Source organism: Hydrogenophaga sp. (genome assembly GCF_030158645.1).
Classification (GTDB): domain Bacteria; phylum Pseudomonadota; class Gammaproteobacteria; order Burkholderiales; family Burkholderiaceae_C; genus Hydrogenophaga.
In genome coordinates this window covers 80,970-97,694 of sequence record NZ_JAOASO010000168.1, presented here as the reverse complement: position 1 = coordinate 97,694, position 16,725 = coordinate 80,970, and the positions used below count along the sequence as shown (strand labels likewise).

General features: G+C 65.9%; 15 protein-coding genes. 11 read left to right on the top strand and 4 right to left on the bottom strand.

Annotated elements, in window-relative coordinates; genetic code table 11:
* Nucleotides 1-848: molybdopterin cofactor-binding domain-containing protein (locus Q1W68_RS18370; protein ID WP_300717235.1), on the top strand; the 848-nt coding region annotated here is incomplete at its 5' end.
* 10 nt (nt 849-858) lie between these two features.
* On the opposite strand, the gene Q1W68_RS18365 is transcribed toward Q1W68_RS18370, so the two are convergent.
* Nucleotides 859-1,791, bottom strand: coding sequence for a hypothetical protein (locus tag Q1W68_RS18365; protein WP_300655486.1), 933 nt, complete (start codon nt 1,789-1,791; stop codon nt 859-861).
* A 76-nt stretch (nt 1,792-1,867) separates the two neighbouring features.
* The gene (locus Q1W68_RS18360) at nt 1,868-2,767 is read right to left on the bottom strand and encodes a hypothetical protein (RefSeq protein WP_300655484.1); all 900 of its coding nucleotides are present in this window, start codon (nt 2,765-2,767) and stop codon (nt 1,868-1,870) included.
* Between the two features lie 561 nt (nt 2,768-3,328).
* On the opposite strand from Q1W68_RS18360, the gene Q1W68_RS18355 reads away from it, so the two are divergent.
* The 7 genes from Q1W68_RS18355 (at nt 3,329) to Q1W68_RS18325 (ending at nt 10,485) form a co-directional block, all read left to right on the top strand.
* A complete protein-coding gene (locus Q1W68_RS18355) occupies nt 3,329-4,894 on the top strand; it encodes a methyl-accepting chemotaxis protein (protein WP_300655482.1) in 1,566 nt (521 codons plus the stop codon).
* A gap of 177 nt (nt 4,895-5,071) precedes the next feature.
* Nucleotides 5,072-6,355 carry a phospholipase D-like domain-containing protein gene (locus Q1W68_RS18350; protein WP_300655481.1) on the top strand — a complete coding sequence of 428 codons (1,284 nt, stop codon included), beginning with the start codon at nt 5,072-5,074 and terminating at the stop codon, nt 6,353-6,355.
* 102 nt (nt 6,356-6,457) lie between these two features.
* On the top strand, nt 6,458-7,009 hold the full coding sequence (locus Q1W68_RS18345; RefSeq protein WP_300655479.1) for a hypothetical protein: 552 nt from the start codon (nt 6,458-6,460) through the stop codon (nt 7,007-7,009).
* Nucleotides 7,010-7,269: 260 nt separating this feature from the next.
* On the top strand, nt 7,270-7,746 hold the full coding sequence (locus Q1W68_RS18340; protein WP_300655477.1) for a response regulator: 477 nt from the start codon (nt 7,270-7,272) through the stop codon (nt 7,744-7,746).
* A 23-nt stretch (nt 7,747-7,769) separates the two neighbouring features.
* Nucleotides 7,770-9,437 carry a PAS domain-containing protein gene (locus tag Q1W68_RS18335; protein ID WP_300655475.1) on the top strand — a complete coding sequence of 556 codons (1,668 nt, stop codon included), beginning with the start codon at nt 7,770-7,772 and terminating at the stop codon, nt 9,435-9,437.
* The gene (locus Q1W68_RS18330; protein WP_300655473.1) at nt 9,434-9,871 is read left to right on the top strand and encodes a response regulator; all 438 of its coding nucleotides are present in this window, start codon (nt 9,434-9,436) and stop codon (nt 9,869-9,871) included. The genes Q1W68_RS18335 and Q1W68_RS18330 overlap by 4 nt, the downstream gene beginning before the upstream one ends.
* 251 nt (nt 9,872-10,122) lie before the next feature.
* Nucleotides 10,123-10,485, top strand: a complete 363-nt coding sequence (locus Q1W68_RS18325; RefSeq protein ID WP_300655472.1) for an RNA-binding protein — start codon at nt 10,123-10,125, stop codon at nt 10,483-10,485.
* A gap of 106 nt (nt 10,486-10,591) precedes the next feature.
* Here Q1W68_RS18325 and Q1W68_RS18320 read toward each other — a convergent pair whose 3' ends face one another.
* Entirely contained in the window at nt 10,592-12,991 is a 2,400-nt protein-coding gene (locus tag Q1W68_RS18320; protein ID WP_300655470.1) for a serine/threonine protein kinase, read from the bottom strand.
* A 16-nt stretch (nt 12,992-13,007) separates the two neighbouring features.
* Nucleotides 13,008-13,994 (bottom strand): NADPH:quinone oxidoreductase family protein, encoded by a 987-nt coding sequence (locus tag Q1W68_RS18315; protein WP_300655468.1) that lies wholly within the window; start codon nt 13,992-13,994, stop codon nt 13,008-13,010.
* A 123-nt stretch (nt 13,995-14,117) separates the two neighbouring features.
* On the opposite strand from Q1W68_RS18315, the gene surE reads away from it, so the two are divergent.
* The 3 genes from surE (at nt 14,118) to Q1W68_RS18300 (ending at nt 16,721) form a co-directional block, all read left to right on the top strand.
* The gene (surE, locus tag Q1W68_RS18310) at nt 14,118-14,918 is read left to right on the top strand and encodes a 5'/3'-nucleotidase SurE (protein WP_300655466.1); all 801 of its coding nucleotides are present in this window, start codon (nt 14,118-14,120) and stop codon (nt 14,916-14,918) included.
* A 182-nt stretch (nt 14,919-15,100) separates the two neighbouring features.
* The gene (locus Q1W68_RS18305; RefSeq protein ID WP_300717236.1) at nt 15,101-15,742 is read left to right on the top strand and encodes a protein-L-isoaspartate(D-aspartate) O-methyltransferase; all 642 of its coding nucleotides are present in this window, start codon (nt 15,101-15,103) and stop codon (nt 15,740-15,742) included.
* Between the two features lie 85 nt (nt 15,743-15,827).
* Complete coding sequence (locus tag Q1W68_RS18300; protein WP_300717234.1) at nt 15,828-16,721, top strand: peptidoglycan DD-metalloendopeptidase family protein; 894 nt, start codon at nt 15,828-15,830, stop codon at nt 16,719-16,721.
* The last annotated feature ends 4 nt before the right edge of the window (nt 16,722-16,725 follow it).

Sequence of the window (16,725 nt, the reverse complement as noted above, 5' to 3'; positions counted from 1 at the left end):
AGGGCACCGAAGGCATCTACCAGCAGATCGCGGCCGACGCGGTGGGCGTGGACATCACCAAGGTGCGCGTGGTCACCGGCGACACCGACGCCACGCCGTACGGCGGCGGCACCTGGGCGTCGCGCGGTGCGGGCATTGGCGGCGAAGCCGTGTTGCTGGCCGGCCAGGCGCTGCGCGAGAACATCGTGAAGGTGGCCGCCATCATCCTCAAGCGCGAAGGCCACACCCTGGCGGTTCGGCGCGACCGCATCGTGGACGCCACCACCGGCGAAGAGCTGTTGCCGCTGGCCGAACTGGGCCGCATCGCCTATTTCCGCTCCGACACGCTCCCCGCCGATTTCACGCCCGAGCTCATGGTCACGCGCCACTACGCGCAGCGCGACTTCCCGTTCATCTTCACCAACGGCGTGCAGGCCTCGTATGTGGAGTTGGACACCGACACCGGTTTCGTGAAGCTGCTCAAGCATTGGGCGGTGGAAGACTGCGGCCGTGTGCTCAACCCCATGCTGGTGGACGAGCAGATGCGCGGCGCCATCGTTCAGGGCATCGGCGGCGCGCTGCTCGAAGAGTGCCTCTTCGATGACAGCGGCCTGATGGTCAACGCCAGCATGGCCGACTATCTGGTGCCCATGTCGGCCGAGATGCCCGACATCGAGGTGGCGCACATCCAGACACCCACCGCCACCTCCAAGCTGGGCGCCAAGGGCGCGGGCGAGGCCGGCACGGCGGGCGCACCGGCGGCGGTGATGAACGCGATCAACGACGCCATGGCGCCGTTCGATGCGCACGTCTTCTCGCAGCCGATCACGCCGCAGAAGGTGCTGCGCGCGCTGGGCAAGGTGCGCTGAAGCGAGACGCTCAGCCCGGCGGTGGCGGCGCCACCGTCTTCTGCCGCTGGATTTCCTTGAGCTTCATGGCGATGTAGTCTGGACCGTCCATTTCGTGCAGTTGTTCGGCGTAACGCTCGGTGGCGTCGAACCAGGTCTGCAGGGCCAGCTGCGTGGCGTTGCCGCCCGGCGCACCGTGTGACCGCAGGTGCGACTGCAGGGCGAGGTAGTAACGCAAGGTGTTGCGCTCCACCACGCCGCGCACGCCGCCCACCGTGATGGGTTGGCCATTGGCGGTCTTGCCCACCACGCTGAACCCGCGCTTGTCGCGCCCCAGCGTGGCGAGATACGTCTTCATGGCCCAGCGCGCGGCGGTGCCGTAGCCGTAGGAGTAGGTCATGCGCAAGAGCGACTGACCGTTGGTGTGCGGCACCGCTTCCACGCTCATGCGGTAGTCGTGTGTGCCCAGCGGGCCGGTGGGCGAGCGCAGCTCCGTCAGCAGGTGGTCGCTGCGGTCGGTGACCACGCGAAAACCGAAGCGCACCCAGTGCACCTCGGCCAGTGGCTGGTCGAACTTGCGGCCCACGCCCGACACGAGCTCATCACCCGCGGAAGTGCGCTGGGCACGGCAGTACTTGACGTTGATGTGCAGGATCAGCACGTCGCACCACTGCGCGGCCTGGGACAACTGCTGGCGCACCTGCTCGAAAGGCTGTTCGATCAGTGCATGCACCTCTCCCTGCATGCGGTCGGGCGACTCGGTGGAGCGCAAATAAATGGACTGGTCCAGCAATTGGCCGGTGCCTGCATCGCGCAGGCTGGCGAACCGGGCACGCAAGGCGTCGGGCGCTGCTGCCCAGGCCGGCGCGGTCAGGCTGGCGACCAGCAGCAGCGCAGCCAGCCCTGGGCCGGGATTCAGGAAAGGGCGAGCGTTGAAACGCCATGTCGGGTGGGTTTGGGGCATCTGCCATTGTGGGGCCACCGACTGAGCACAACGGAAGGCGTGCACGCCGCGCCGCAATCTCGGCGTTGCGGAGGGCTCAATGCGCAGGGTTCTGCCGTTCCGGTTCATCCGGGTAGAGGGCAGGCCAGTGCGCCCAGGCCAGGTACCAGCCGTTTTCGACCACCGCGCCCAGGTAACGGCCCTCCAAGGCGGCGTCGATGTCCGGTAGACCAAAGGCGGCGGCCACAAAGTCAGCACAGTTCGACAGCCCCAGGCCATTGCCGCCGCGGGTCAGCCCACCGCGAAACAGGCGGGAGGGGTCTCCGTTCGTCTCGTCCCGGAGCCAGCGGGCGTGTTCGTGGGTGATGGGGTTGCCAACGATCCACCGCACCGTGTGGCTGCCGATGGGCAGGATCTCCATGCGGATGCGCGGACCCGCGCTGAAACGTGTGGCGTTGTTGATGTAGTTGTAGACCACCCGGTCGACCGCAGAGGCCTCCAGGCAGCAAGAGGCCAGCAGCCCATCGTATTCGCAGGACACGTCGACCTGACCCGGCTGCCGGTCCACGCCTTCAAACCGGAATCCGTCCCACTTCTCCACCACGGTCTGCATGAAATGCGGCTTCTCGGACTCGTCGGCGCTGCGCACTTGCGGGTCCAGGTCGGGCAGTCCGTTGCGCATCATCTTCGCCTGGTCCCGAGCCAGGTAGGCCGCGGCCCTGAGGTGTGCGGGGTCGGTGTCCCACTCGGCCATGTGTGCGTAGAGCTGAAGCGACATGAGAGCGCCACCGCGCAGATCGTGCAAGACCTTGCCCAGCGCGAGGGCAGCAGCGCCGTCGCCAACGCGGGCCATGGTGTCGCGGCCCAGGTCTTGTGCGGCCGCGCGCAGCGGTGGCAACAGGATGGCCAGCACCTGCGTTCGCAGAACATCCCAGTCGGGCGCATCCCGCATCGACAACCAGCAGAGGTGCACACCCTTGGCGTACGCGTACAACAAGCGCGTTCTTTCCCGGTCGGCAGGGCTCAGCACCGACAGCAACGCATCCCGGTCTTCCCCTTGGTAACGGTGCGCGCGCAAATTCTGGAAACGGGATGGGAGATGGCCGGACAGCCCCGGGTATTGAACCTGGGGTGCGCCGGCGGGAGATCGAGCGAAGGGGGTGTGCGCAGCCATTGGGACGGAGTCGTTGCTTTTCATTCTTCAACCAGATGGGACGGTGTGAGCAGGCCAGTGTGGATCAACCACCGAAACGCAGAGGCCCGAAGTTGGCCCTCAAGTTGGGCCAGTTGTGGGCTTGACGCAGATGCCATGGCAGGGCAGATCGCCTGCCGATCCGCGGGGAAAAGTAAGGGAGCTGCCTATTGGTGGAATATTTGTTTGCCGCAAAGAGGTATGAGACATATGGACATTCAGGAGAACACATCGGTTCGATAGCCATTAACTTTCAAGTTTGTATGCATGCTACCGAAGAAATCATGCGCGGGGTGCATCGCGGTCAGCCGGCAGGCCTGTCGGCAGCCACCCACCCCCGTTGGTCTCAATCAACAGGAAACACAGATGAATTTCAATCGGATGACAGTGGGCAAGCGTCTGTACCTCGGGTTTGGCGCTTTGCTTGCGGTTCTGGTGGTGGTGACATTGGTCGCCATCACCAAGGTGCAGGCCATCAACTCGGCACTCCAGGTGAACAGCGAGGAACACGCGGCGATTCAACGCTACGCCATCAACTTTCGTGGTTCGGCGCACGACCGGGCCATTGCCGCGCGCGATGTCGTGCTCAGCGGCTCGGCCCCCGAGCGTCAGCGCGAGATCGCTGCGATCGAACAGTTGGCCCGGTTCTATGCAGAGTCGGCGGTTCCGCTCGAAACCCTGCTGCAGTCCTCGGCCGATGCCGGGGAACTGCGGGTGCTCTACGGTGCGATCCAGGACATCGAAAAACGGGCGGTGAACTCCACACGGTCTATCGTGGAGAAGGTGGAGGCGGGTGACACGCAAGGCGCCCAGGCACAGCTGTGGAACGAAGCCAAGCCGCAATATGTGATGTGGCTCGCGGCGATCAACAAGCTCATCGACTTCGAGGAATCCCGCATCCAGGCACAGAGCGGGATCGCCATGGTCGAGGCAGGGAGTTTTCAGGCCGTGATGTTGGGCGCGCTGCTGGTGGCCTTGCTGTGCGGTCTCGTCCTGGCCTGGGGCATTCCGCGCAGCATCGTGCGCCAGTTGGGCGCCGAGCCTGTCGAGCTGGGCCGGGTGGCCCAGCGCGTCGCAGCGGGTGACCTCAGCCCCGTGTTGGGCGCCGAGCGGGCGCCGCAGGACAGCGTGTTGGCATCGTTGGGGGCCATGCAGGCCAGTCTGGCCAATGTGGTCGGGCAGGTGCGTCAAGCGTCCGATTCGATTGCCTCCGGTTCTGCCGAGATCGCCGTGGGCAACGCCGACCTGTCGCATCGCACCGAGCAGCAGGCCTCGAATTTGCAGCAGACCGCGGCGTCCATGGCCCAGATGAACACGGTGGTTCAAGGCAATGCGGACACGGCGCGTCAGGCCACCCAGCTCGCGACGTCGGCCAGTTCGGCGGCCCAGAAAGGCGGTGAGGTGGTCAGCCAGGTGGTGACAACCATGGACGACATTGCCCAGAGTTCACGCAAGATCAGCGACATCATTGGCGTGATCGACGGCATTGCATTCCAGACGAACATCCTGGCGCTCAACGCCGCTGTCGAAGCGGCTCGCGCTGGCGAACAAGGACGGGGCTTTGCCGTGGTGGCTGGCGAGGTGCGCAACCTGGCCAAACGCAGCGCCGAAGCGGCCAAGGAGATCAAAGGCCTGATTGGCACCAGTGTGGAGAAAGTGACCGCGGGCACGCGACTCGTGAGCGATGCCGGGACCACGATGGAGGACATCGTCAGCCAGGTGCGCCGTGTCTCGGACCTGATCAGCGAGATCAGCGCGTCCACGATCGAACAGACCACCGGCATCGGCCAGGTCAGCTCAGCGGTGACGCAACTGGATCAGTCCACCCAGCAAAACGCAGCGCTGGTCGAACAAAGCGCAGCAGCTTCCGCCAGTCTTCAGCAGCAAGCTGCCCGTTTGACGGGTGTCGTCCGCACATTCAGGCTGGCCTGAGCCGGGTGGTGGGGCACCGGCGTTCGCCAACGCACAGACCCCGGATGCCACGGTTGAGTAAGGTCGCCCCAGCGGAAGTCACGTCGCGCAAAAGCGTGGGCCTTCCGTCGGCTCGCTGCACAGGCAGGCCACGGCTTTTCAACCCAATGTGCCTGACCGCATGGAGGCTGCAACAGGATGCAACACAAGTTTCGCTGGTGGTGGATCGCCGGCGCTGTGGCCGTTGTCTGCGCGGTGATCGGCTTGCTGGTTTCCAACTTCGTCGGCGGCGAAACGAAGGTCGAGCGGCGCATTGAGCGCCTGTACTCGATGGACGACCCCCGCTTCACGCACGAACTGGGTGTGTTGCTGGGCCCGCCTTTCCTGGCGGGCACCCAGGCACAGGCCCTGCTGAACGGTGACGAGATCTTTCCACCCATGCTGGCGGCGATCCGCAGCGCGCAGGTGTCGATCACGTTCGAGACTTACATCTACTGGTCGGGGGACATTGGCCGCGCGTTCGCCGATGCCCTGGCCGAGCGCGCGCGACAGGGCGTCAAAGTCCATGTGCTGCTCGACTGGGTGGGCAGCGCCAAAATGGACGACAGCCTGGTGGACCTCATGACGCAGGCCGGGGTCCAGGTGGAGCGATTTCATCCTCCGCATTGGTCGCACCTGGGACGCCTGAACAACCGCACCCACCGCAAGCTGTTGATCACCGATGGCCGCCTGGGATTCACCGGCGGTGTGGGCGTGGCCCCGCAATGGACCGGCCGCGGGCACGATCCTGAGCATTGGCGGGACACGCACTTTCAGGTGGAAGGTCCTGTGGTCGCCCAGATGCAGTCGGTTTTCATCGACAACTGGATCAAGGTGACGGGCGATGTGCTCCACGGCCCGGACTATTTCCCTGCGCTGGTCCCGGTCGGCCCGGCGTTGGCTCAAATGTTCAGCAGTTCCCCCAGTGGCGGCAGTGAGAGCATGCAGTTGATGTACTTGCTCGCTGTCACGGCGGCTTCGCGTTCGATCGACATCTCTGCCGCGTACTTCGTGCCCGACGAACTCACCCTGCAGGCGCTCACCGAAGCATTGAAGCGCGGCGTGAAACTGCGCATCGTGGTGCCTGGAAAGCACATCGACAGCGATACCGTGCGCAGCGCCTCCCGGGCCACCTGGGGGCCGTTGCTCAAGTCGGGAGCCACCATCGCCGAGTACGAGCCCACGATGTACCACTGCAAGCTCATGATCGTCGATGGTTTGCTGACCTCGGTGGGATCGACCAACTTCGACAACCGGTCGTTTCGCCTCAACGACGAGGCCACGCTGAACGTCTTCGACAAGGCGTTCGCAGCGGCACAGACAGCCACTTTTGAGGCCGACCTCGCCCGGGCCCACCGGGTGAGCCACGCGCAGTGGCAGGCCAGACCGGCGCACGAGAAGTTTCGGGAATGGGTGGCCTCGCTCATCGGCAGCCAGCTGTGAAGCTGCCCAGCCCTCAGGAGGGCTTCAAGATCGCCGTTCGCGCACCGATAAAGAGGGCATCTTCAACCAGCTGCGCCCACCGCGGACAACTCTCCTGTTGCCATGAACGCCGAGCCACACGACCGCCACCACAAACCCCAGGGCACCGACCCTGCGGTGCAGATCGATCTGGACGCGGCCTGCCAGCCGGTGCCGCGCCTGCTCTTCGTGGAGGCATCGCGCCGTGCGCTCAAGCTCATGGGCAACAAGCTGCAGACCGACCGGACGGCGCTGGTGCCGTATCCGGTGATCCCCGGGCTGGACGACCTGCCTTCGCTGGAGTTGGGCATGCAGTACATCCAGCACCAGTTTGTTTCTGCGGGGCAGCCGCAGGCGGTGGCCATGGCGGCGGCGTTGCGGTTTGTGGCGGTCATGTTCACGCGTCGCTACCAGCACAACTTTCAGGACTTGCGTGTCGGCCACGACAGCGGCACCCTGTTCTGGGCGCCCAGCGGTCCCATGCTGGCGGCCGCTGCCAACATCCCGCTGCAGCTCTGGGCCATCGGCTGCCCGCGCTTTGTGGAGGACGAGCTCATTTGCGCCTCGCACACCATCCACCGCAACTTCGATCATTTCGACGAGGGAGCCGTGATCTACATCGAGCGTTTCATCTGAGCGCCGGCGGCGGCTGGAGGCCAACGTCGAGCCCGCAGGGGCGTTTGACCAGGACCATCGGCGCATCTCGCCGCTGAACACCGCTGCCTTGGCCCGTCACCGCCGGGCCCCTCAACCGCCACTTGCTGCTGAAAAAGGTGGCTCAACCCCTGCCACCTGGCGTGCTCAACGTGATCCATGGCACGTTGGGTTGAACCATTGCGGCTGTGGTCATGTCATAAGACATCGCCAGCGCACTTCCCGCTGCCTACATTGATTCGATGAATACCCGTCCTTCGATGTTGCCCGATCCCGGCGAAGCCCCACCAGGGCCCGCCGTTCCACCGGCCAAAAGCCTCACCATGAAACACGACATCCCCACCCAACGCGTCATCCTCGTGGACGACAGCGAGCACGACAACTTCTTTCACGACCTTGCTCTGCGCAAGAGTGGCTTCGCCGGCGAGATCAAGATCTACGACAAGGGTGAGGATGCGCTCGAGTTCCTGCTGCAGGACCGTGTCAGCGTGCCCACCCTGGTCCTCATGGACATCAACATGGCCGGGATGGGCGGCTTCGAGCTGGCCCGTGCGCTGGACCAACAGCTGGATCCCGGTGTGCCGTTGCAGCTGCACATGCTGACCTCCTCGTCGTGGTCCGTGGACCGGGCCACCGCCGACTCCATCGGCCGCATTCAGGGCTACCTGGCCAAGCCGCTGACGCGCGAGACCGCTGCCGCCCTGATGGCCGGGCCCTGAACGCTTTGCACCCCCTCGAAAGCATGCCCCATCCGACCCCGGACAATGAAATCCATCGGCTGGCGACGTTGCGCCGCCTGCAGGTGCTGGACACCTTGCCGCAAAAGGCGTTCGACCGCATCACCGCGCTGGCCGCGGGGATCTGCGGCACCCCCATCGCACTGATCTCGCTGGTCGACTCCGACCGGCAGTGGTTCAAAGCCCGCCAAGGCCTGGAGGTGACGCAGACCTCGCGCGACGAGTCGTTCTGTGCCCATGCCATCCTGTCGCCGAACGAGGTGATGGTGGTCAACAACGCCCATGGTGATGCGCGCTTTCAGGCCTTCGCCATGGTGCGCAACGGCGAACTGGTGTTTTATGCCGGTGCGCCCATCGTGACTTCCAGTGGGGCGGCGTTGGGCACCGTGTGCGTGCTGGACAGCGTGCCGCGCGAGCTCGATGACCGGCAGCTGGGCATGCTCAAGCACCTGGCCGATCTCGCCATGCAGCTCATCGAGCACGAGCGCCATCGCCGCGACCAGTCCGAGGTCATGGTGCAGCAGATCGTCAAGGGACAGCAGATCGTGCGCGACGTGCTCAACGAGGGCCGCGACATGGCTGCCTTCATCGACCGCGAGCATTGCTACCTCTTTGTCAACCCGGCGTTTCAGCGCTACTGGTTGCGCGCGCCGCAGGCCATCGTGGGCACGCGTGTGCAGGACCTGATCGACCGCACCAGCTACCGGGCCCTGTTCAAACCCAGCATCAACCAGGCCTTGGCCGGGCACGAGTCGCAGTTCGAGCTGGAGGCCGAGTTTCCCGGCATGGGCACGCGTTTCCTGGAGGTCACGCACATCCCCGCGCGCGACGGTGGCGTGGTGCACGGGGTGGTCGAGCGTGCGCGCGACATCACCCTGCGCAAGCAGAGCGAACGGCAACTGGACGAGGCGGTCAGGGAACTGCAGGCCAAGCGCCTGGCCAACCGCAAGTACGTCTACAGCGTTTCGCACGATCTCAAGGAACCGGTCAACGCCATCACCAACGCCACGCGTTTGCTGGAAGAGGCCGCCGCGATGCGCGGCGATCCGCTGGAGCTTCGATGCCTGCGCATTGCGCAGGAGGCCAGTGCCAAGTTGGCCCGGGTGCTCGAAGACCTGCGCCTCTACAGCGAGGTTGACACCAGCGACATGCGGATGCAGGCGCACCTGGCCCAGGGCATCTACGCCAAAGCCGTTGCAGAAATCCAGGCCGAACGGGGCGCCCGGGGCGTGGAGGTGGACCTGCTTGTCTCGGGCACGCTCCGCGCCGACGCACCGCTCCTGAGCCTGGCCATCCGGAGCATTCTGGAAAGCCTGCTCGGCTCGGCGAAGCGCGAGGATGCGGCGGGTGATCTTCGGGTGACCATCCGTTCCACGGAGGAGCTGTTCACCCACCGGGTGGACATCACCTCACAGCGCGTGGACCGGGCAGTGGCTCCGGCCGACGCGCCTGCCGGCGCCCGCACGCCCGCATCTGCCCGCCGGGCGCGCCAGCGCGCCATGAACGATGTGCGCGAGCTGGGGCTGGGTCTGTCGATTGCCTCCCACATCATCGATCTGCATCAGGGGGAACTGCAGATCGAGCTCAAGTCCGACGGCAGCAATGCTTACGCCGTGATCCTGCCTGGACAGGCACGGGCCCCCGGACCGACCATCGCCGGACCTTCCGCATGAACACACAGGGCAACGTGCAGCGTGTCGTCCTGGTCGACGACAGCGAAAACGACAACTTCTTCCACGAGATCGCGCTGCGCAAGTCCGGCTTTGCTGGCGAGATCCTGATCTTCGAGAGCGGCGAGCGGGCGCTTCAGTTTCTCCTGCAAGACCAGATCGCTGTGCCGACCATGGTCTTCCTCGACATCAACATGCCGGGCATGAACGGCTTTGCCGTGGCACGCGCACTCAGCGCCGGGCTGCGGCCGCGCGCGGAGCTGCAACTCCACATCCTGACCTCGTCGGCCTGGTCGGTGGACAAGGCCACGGCCGGTTCGATCGATCTCATCCGTCATTACCTCGTCAAGCCATTGACCCCGGCGATGGTGACCGGCCTGTTGGCTCGGGATGAGGGCATCTCCGAGCCTCACGTGCAGCCCAACCCGTGCTTCTGAGGCGCGTGACCGCGTGATCCTCCAGTGGGCAGCAGGCGGCAAGGGCGGCAATTTCTTGATGGCAATGCCATCGGGTTTGCCCTTTGATGGGAATCTGCCCCCGCATGGCGCATAATGGGCGTGCGCGATTGGTGAACAGTCGCGCAAGCTGGGTGATCGGTCAGTTTCGCGCGCTACGGCGGTACTTCTTGGATTTGTTGTGCTTTCGGGACCCCATCGCTTTTGTTTTATGTGTTTTTTGAGGAGTCCCCATGGGCAATAAACTCTACGTCGGCAACCTGCCGTACACCGTCCGCGACGAAGACCTGCAACAGTCTTTCAGCGAATTCGGCTCTGTCAACAGCGCCAAGGTCATGATGGAACGCGACACCGGTCGCTCCAAAGGCTTCGGTTTTGTCGAGATGGGCAATGACGCAGAAGCGCAAGCCGCTATCTCCGGCATGAACGGCCAGTCGCTCGGCGGCCGCAGCATCACCGTGAACGAAGCCCGTCCGATGGAGGCACGTCCTCCCCGCACCGGCGGCTACGGCGGCGGTGGTGGTGGCTACGGTGGTGGCGATCGCTCCGGCGGTGGCGGCTACGGTGGCGGCGGCGGCGGACGCGGCGGCTACTAAGCCCTCGAACGTTGCTGTCTCAGCCCCGCGCTGAGCCAAGCCAAAAGGCCTCGAAACTCCGGTTTCGAGGCCTTTTTTGTTGGGCGTTGTTGTGTCGCCGGTTGATTCAGGGCCGGGACTGCCGAAACGCCATCACCGCCTGGTTGCGCAGTGTCTTGAGCAGAGCGAGCTCCTTTTCGTCGAGCGCGATGTCGGAAGCCTTGGCCTTGTCGGCGTAAATGAGTCCGAAGGTGCTGCCCTTGAGCTGCAGGGGCAGCAGCAGAAAAGCCGGTGCGTTGATGTGGCTGCGGAACCAGAGGGGCAGCTTCTGCGCCACATTGGGCACGCTGGCATCGCGGATCAACGTGTCCAGGCCTTTGTTGCAGACCATGCCGAAAAGGTCTTGCGCGTCTTTGAGCGGCACGCGGAACAGTTGGGCCACCGCGGCGGCGTCGTCACCCAGGCCAAACCGGCCCGTGAGGCTGTGCGAGGCTGGATCGCGCAGGCAGAGCAGCACCCGGCGAAAGCCCAGCGCACGGTACATGGTCTCCAGCACCATGCGCAGCACGTCGTTGAGTTCGAAGTCTTCGACCATGGCGTTGGTGATGTCCTGGATGCCGGTGGCCAGCAAGTCGGCCGACACCACGCGCGGCAATGCGACGGTCGGCAGGTCGTGTGGAGAGTCGGGTGCGGCCTGCGCCGTCAGTTCCAGCGGCTGCAAGGAGTCGGCGGGCAGCACCTTGATGGCTGCGGGTCTGAGCAGCCGGGCCGCGGGCGAGTCACCAGCCACCTGCACACCCAGCGCTTCTGCCGTCTGCGCGAGTTTTTCGCGTGCGGCCAGCGCCACCGTCTGGATGTGTTTCCCCTCCAGCCCCAGGCCGTTGGCATAGCGCGCCGACAGCCGAGCGAGTTCGCGCGCGAGCGCATCGCCTTCCTTGTGCAGGAAGGCATCCGCCATGTCGTTGGACGCCAGGCACAGCCAGCGCAGGCGCTCTTCGGCGTCGGCGGGCGGGCGCGATGGTGGGTTGCCTGCGGGCCTTCGCATCAGCCGCTGAATGCTGGCGGGGAGGTCCCACACGCGGGCCACACCCAGGCCCAGGTCTTCGCAGGTCATGCCCAGCACGCCCAGGGCCGCCACGTCTTCGCTCTTGCCGGCCGCCACGCCTTTGCGCATCTCCTGCGCCTCTTCGGGAAAGTAAAACTCGGTGAGCAGGCGGCCCAGGTTTTGAAACAGCGAGCCGATGAACACCTCCTCGCCTTCGCGCGAGAGGGCGCACAGATCGCTGGCCAGCGAGCCGGCCAGCAGCGCGCGAAGGAACTCGACCTGGAGCAGGTGGGCGTGCGCTTTGTTCTGCATGTGCTCGAGCAGGACCAGGCTCATGGCGATGTTGCGGATGCCCACGAAGCCGATGAGACTCACCGCGCGCGACACCGTGCTGATGCCGCCGCCGCCGGCGTGCGCGAACTGTGGCGTGTTCACCAGGCGCAGCAGTTTGTTGGTCAGCGCCACGTCCTTGAGGATTTCGCTGGTCAGCGCGTTCAGGCTCTCGTTTTCCGAGGAGGCCATGCTCTGCACGCGCCCGATGGATTCGGACATGGCGGGGAAATCGCTCTTGTGGCGCATGCGCCGCAGCAGAAAGCCCAGCGTGGCGTGGCTGCCTTGGGGCTCTGAGTTGTGGCTGCTCTCCTGCTGTAGCCCTTGCCAGTCGCGCAGCGCTTGCGCGAAGGCTTCTGCGCTGGCGATGCGGCGCCGTGCATCACGTGCGAGGGCGCGCATCAGCAGCGTGCGCAACGCATCGTCAACGTCGTGAACGCTGCCGGGCGGGAGTGCGAGGTCTTCGTGGGTGACCCGGTAGATGGCGCGGTAGGTGTCGCGCCCATCGACCAGCGGTTGGCCGAACAGCATCTCGGCGAGCACGAGCGCGGCGCTGAACACGTCGCTGGTGGCCGTGGCGGCTTGTCCGGTGGCGGCCTCGGGGGACAGGTAGCCCGGCGTGCCTTGCACCGTGCTGGTGTCGGATGTGCCCATGGGCGCGGCGATGCCGAAGTCGGTCACCTTGGGGCCCAGTTGGCGATCGAGCAGGATGTTCGAGGGCTTGAGGTCGCGGTGCACCAGCCCGGCGGCGTGCGCCACCTGGAGCGCATCCAGCACTTTCAGCATCAGGGCCACGGCATCCGCGGCGGGCATCGCGCCGTTCTGAAGCAGGTGCCCCGCCAGCGTCTGGCCCGCCACGTACTCGAACACCAGCGAGGGTTGGCCGTCGATCACATCGGCTTCAAACAGGGTGGCAATGTGGGGGTGCGAGAGCCGGGCCACATGGCGCGCTTCGCGCAACCAGGGCTCCATGGCGGCACTGGCGCCCGGACGCACCGCCTGCATCACCTTGATGGCAACCAGCCGGTCCAGCCGCGGGTCGTGCGCCAGCCAGACCGTGGCATGCAAGCCCTTGCCCAGCACCTGGCGCAGCTCGTACCGGCCCAGGTACTTGGGGTGGGCGGGTCGGCCGGTGGGCGGGTTTGCGTTCACATGGCTCCGGTGGGGTTCAATTGACCATCACGAGCTTACCCTTGACCGAGCGCGATCCCATGATGGCGTAAGCCTTGTGCAACTCGCTCATGGGCAGGGTCTGATCGATCACCGGTTTCACCTGGCCCTGGGCGTACATCACGGCCAGGGCCTGCATCATCTCCGCGTTGGCCTTGGGCTCGCGGCGCGCGAAGTCGCCCCAGAACACGCCCACGATGCTCGCGCCCTTGAGCAGGGTGAGGTTCAGCGGCAGCGCCGGAATGGGGCCGCTGGCAAAACCCACCACGAGGTAACGCCCGCGCCAGGCGATGGAGCGGAACGCGGGCTCGGCGAAGTCACCGCCCACCGGGTCGTAGATCACGTCCGGGCCCTTGCCGTCGGTGAGTTGTTTGATCGCGTCGCGCAAGCCCTCCTTGGGTGTGTGCACGCTGTAGTTGATGGTGGCGTCGGCGCCGAGCTGTTTGCAGAGTTCGCATTTCTCGTCGCTGGAGGCGGCGGCGATCACGCGCGCACCGGCCGCCTTGGCGATCTGGATCGCCGCCGTGCCCACGCCGCCGGCCGCGCCGAGGATCAGAACGGTCTCGCCCGGCTTGAGCGCCGCACGGTCCATGAGCGCGTGCCAGGAGGTGGCGTAGATCATGATGAAGGCTGCCGCATCCACCGCCGGGAACCCGGCCGGCAGCGGCATGCACAGCGCGGCGGGAGCGATCGTGTGCGTGCCGAAGCCGCCGGTGCCGCTGAGGCACGCCACGCTCTGGCCCACCTGCAGGTGCTTCACGCCGTCGCCCACCGCGCGCACCACGCCCGCGTATTCGGAACCCGGCACAAAGGGCAGGGGTGGCTTCATCTGGTACTTGTTCTGCACGATCAGCAGGTCGGGAAAGTTCAGGCTCGCGGCCTGAATCTCGATCAGCACCTCGCCGGCCTTGGGCTCGGGCGTGGGCAGTTCTTTCCAGGTCAGGGCGTCAACGCCCACGGGGTTTTCACAAAGCCAGGCGTGCATGCCGTCTCCTCGGTTGTTGGGATGAATCGGGTCATGATAGGCAGGGCGGCGCCCCCCGTTGCAGCGGGTAAGCCCGTTGTCTGTCTCAAGCGTGACCAAAGAGAAGCCACCTAAAATCGGGCGATGAAAATTCTCATCTCCAACGACGATGGTTACCAGGCGCCCGGTCTCGTGGCGCTGTACGAAGCCCTCAAGGGGCTGGCTGAGGTGGAGGTGGTGGCGCCCGAGCACAACAACAGCGCCAAATCCAATGCGCTGACCTTGCACTCCCCGCTGTACGTGCACACCGCGCACAACGGCTTTCGCTACGTCAACGGCACACCGGCCGACTGTGTGCACATCGCCCTCACCGGACTGCTGGGCTACCGGCCCGACCTGGTGGTCTCGGGCATCAACAACGGCGCCAACATGGGCGACGACACCATTTACTCCGGCACCGTGGGTGCGGCCATGGAGGGCTACCTCTTCGGCATCCCGGCCATTGCGTTCTCGCAGACCGAAAAGGGCTGGGGGCACCTCGAAGATGCGGGCCAGGTGGCCGCGCGCCTGGTGTCGCAGTTGTTGCCGTCCTTGAAAAGCGGATCGCCCGCCGACCCCTGGCTGCTCAACGTGAACATCCCGAACCGGCCCATCGCCGACATCAAGGGCTTCAAGGTCGCGCGCCTGGGTCGTCGCCACGCCGCCGAGCAGGTGATCTCGCAGACCAACCCCCGCGGCGACACCATGTACTGGATCGGCAGCGCCGGCAAGGCCAAGGACGACGCCGATGGCACCGATTTCCATGCCGCCGTGCAGGGCTACGCCACCATCACGCCGCTGAAGGTGGACCTCACCGACCACGAGCGCCTGGCCTATTGGGCACCGACCGCCGCCAGCCTGTCGGCGCCGCCCGAGGCCCTTGTCGCCGGGGGAGCAGGCTCTTGAAAGACGGCGGCAAGGCCCGCCCCACGTTCCCGGCGCGGCTGCCGGTTTCGAGCCCGCCGCCCGCGTTGCGCCAGACGGTGGCGCGTGTGTCCCAACCCGCGCTGTCTGCGGTCCAACCGGTACCGCGACCGGCGATCAAAACCGCGGCGCCCGTGCGGACCGTGGCGGCCAGCGGCGTGGGCATGGACTCGTCGGCCGTGCGCGCGGCCATGGTGCGCAAGATCCAGGCGCAGGGCGTGAGCCACACCGGCGTGCTTGCGGCCTTGCAGGCGGTGGAGCGGCACCGGTTCGTGGACTCCGCGCTGGTGAACCAGGCGTACGAAGACACCAGCCTGCCGATCGGCCTGGGCCAGACCATCTCCAAGCCCGGCGTGGTGGCCCGCATGATCGAACTGCTGTGCGCCAGCCAGGCGGGCAAGCTCGGCCGCGTGCTCGAAATCGGCACCGGCTGCGGCTACCAGGCGGCGGTGCTGGCCCATGTGGCGCGCGAGGTCTACAGCATCGAACGCCTGCGCGGACTGCACGAAAAGGCGCGCGAGAACCTTCGAGCCTTTCGCATCTCCAATCTCCACTTGCTGTTCGGCGACGGCATGGTGGGGTACGCCAAAGGTGCTCCTTATGCCGCCATCATTGCCGCCGCCGGTGGCAACGACATTCCCCAGGCCTGGATCGACCAGCTCGCCGTGGGCGGCCGGTTGGTGGCGCCCGCGGTCACCGCAGCGGGCCAGCAAAACCTGGTGGTGGTGGACAAAACCGCCACCGGCATCGTCCGCACCGAGCTGGAGGCCGTGTTTTTTGTGCCTCTAAAATCGGGTATCGCATGAGTTTTCCCCTCTGCCGTGGGCAGCGGGGCGTTTTATCCATCGGGGCCGCCGCAAGGCTTGCCCCGTCCACAGGTTGGGAGTTTTCATGTACATGCGTCATCCCCTGGCACCGACCGTGCCCCGTGAACAGCGCCGTTCCCCTTGGCAGGTGGCTGCTGTTGCTGCGGTGGCGGCGGTCGTGCTGATCACGGCCGGTTGTTCGACCCGCCGCGTGTCCGGCCCCGCCCCGGTGGAAGACCGCGGCATGGCCCGGCCAGATGCCGCCGTGGCGCTGCCCGGCGCCGAGAACGCCGGCAAGCCCGGCTACTACACGGTGAAGGCCGGCGACACCCTCTACCGCATTGCCTTGGACAGCGGCCAGAACTGGCGCGATCTGCAGGCCTGGAACAATTTGTCGAACGCCAATGCCATCGAAATCGGCCAGGTGCTGCGCGTTCAGCCGCCCGCTCCTGTGGTGGCCCAGGCGGCACCGGCCACCGGCGTGTCCAGCAACCCGGTGAACCCGACTGGCGTGGTGTCGCGCCCCCTCACCGACACCGCGCCCGTGGCACCCGCCGCTGCGCCCATTCCTGCACCGGCGCCCGCGCAGGCGCCTGCGTCGGCTGGCGCTGACGAGCTCAATTTCGTGTGGCCGGCTCAGGGCACAGTGGTGTCCAGCTTCGACGAAACCACCAACAAAGGCGTGTCCATCGCCGGCAAGATCGGCGACCCGGTGGTGGCCGCCGCCGATGGCCGCGTGGTCTACGCTGGCGCCGGCCTGCGCGGTTACGGCAACCTCATCATCCTCAAGCACAACAACACCTACCTCACCGCCTACGCCCACAACCAGGCCTTGCTGGTGCGCGAAGACCAGGCCGTGCGCCAGGGCCAGAAGATCGCCGAGATGGGCAGCAGCGACACCGACCGGGTGAAGCTGCACTTCGAGGTGCGCCGCATGGGCAAACCGGTCGACCCGATCGGCTATCTGCCCAAGCGCTGAGCCG

Bases quoted from the DNA above. Each gene is read 5' to 3' on its own strand.
- Q1W68_RS18305 (WP_300717236.1), top strand. From the start codon at position 15,101: ATGGACTCGTCGGCCGTGCGCGCGGCCATGGTGCGCAAGATCCAGGCG.
- surE (WP_300655466.1), top strand. From the start codon at position 14,118: ATGAAAATTCTCATCTCCAACGACGATGGTTACCAGGCGCCCGGTCTC.
- Q1W68_RS18365 (WP_300655486.1), bottom strand. From the start codon at position 1,791: ATGCCCCAAACCCACCCGACATGGCGTTTCAACGCTCGCCCTTTCCTG.
- Q1W68_RS18335 (WP_300655475.1), top strand. From the start codon at position 7,770: ATGCCCCATCCGACCCCGGACAATGAAATCCATCGGCTGGCGACGTTG.
- Q1W68_RS18330 (WP_300655473.1), top strand. From the start codon at position 9,434: ATGAACACACAGGGCAACGTGCAGCGTGTCGTCCTGGTCGACGACAGC.
- Q1W68_RS18355 (WP_300655482.1), top strand. From the start codon at position 3,329: ATGAATTTCAATCGGATGACAGTGGGCAAGCGTCTGTACCTCGGGTTT.
- Q1W68_RS18315 (WP_300655468.1), bottom strand. From the start codon at position 13,994: ATGCACGCCTGGCTTTGTGAAAACCCCGTGGGCGTTGACGCCCTGACC.
- Q1W68_RS18300 (WP_300717234.1), top strand. From the start codon at position 15,828: ATGTACATGCGTCATCCCCTGGCACCGACCGTGCCCCGTGAACAGCGC.
- Q1W68_RS18340 (WP_300655477.1), top strand. From the start codon at position 7,270: ATGAATACCCGTCCTTCGATGTTGCCCGATCCCGGCGAAGCCCCACCA.
- Q1W68_RS18325 (WP_300655472.1), top strand. From the start codon at position 10,123: ATGGGCAATAAACTCTACGTCGGCAACCTGCCGTACACCGTCCGCGAC.
- Q1W68_RS18345 (WP_300655479.1), top strand. From the start codon at position 6,458: ATGAACGCCGAGCCACACGACCGCCACCACAAACCCCAGGGCACCGAC.
- Q1W68_RS18350 (WP_300655481.1), top strand. From the start codon at position 5,072: ATGCAACACAAGTTTCGCTGGTGGTGGATCGCCGGCGCTGTGGCCGTT.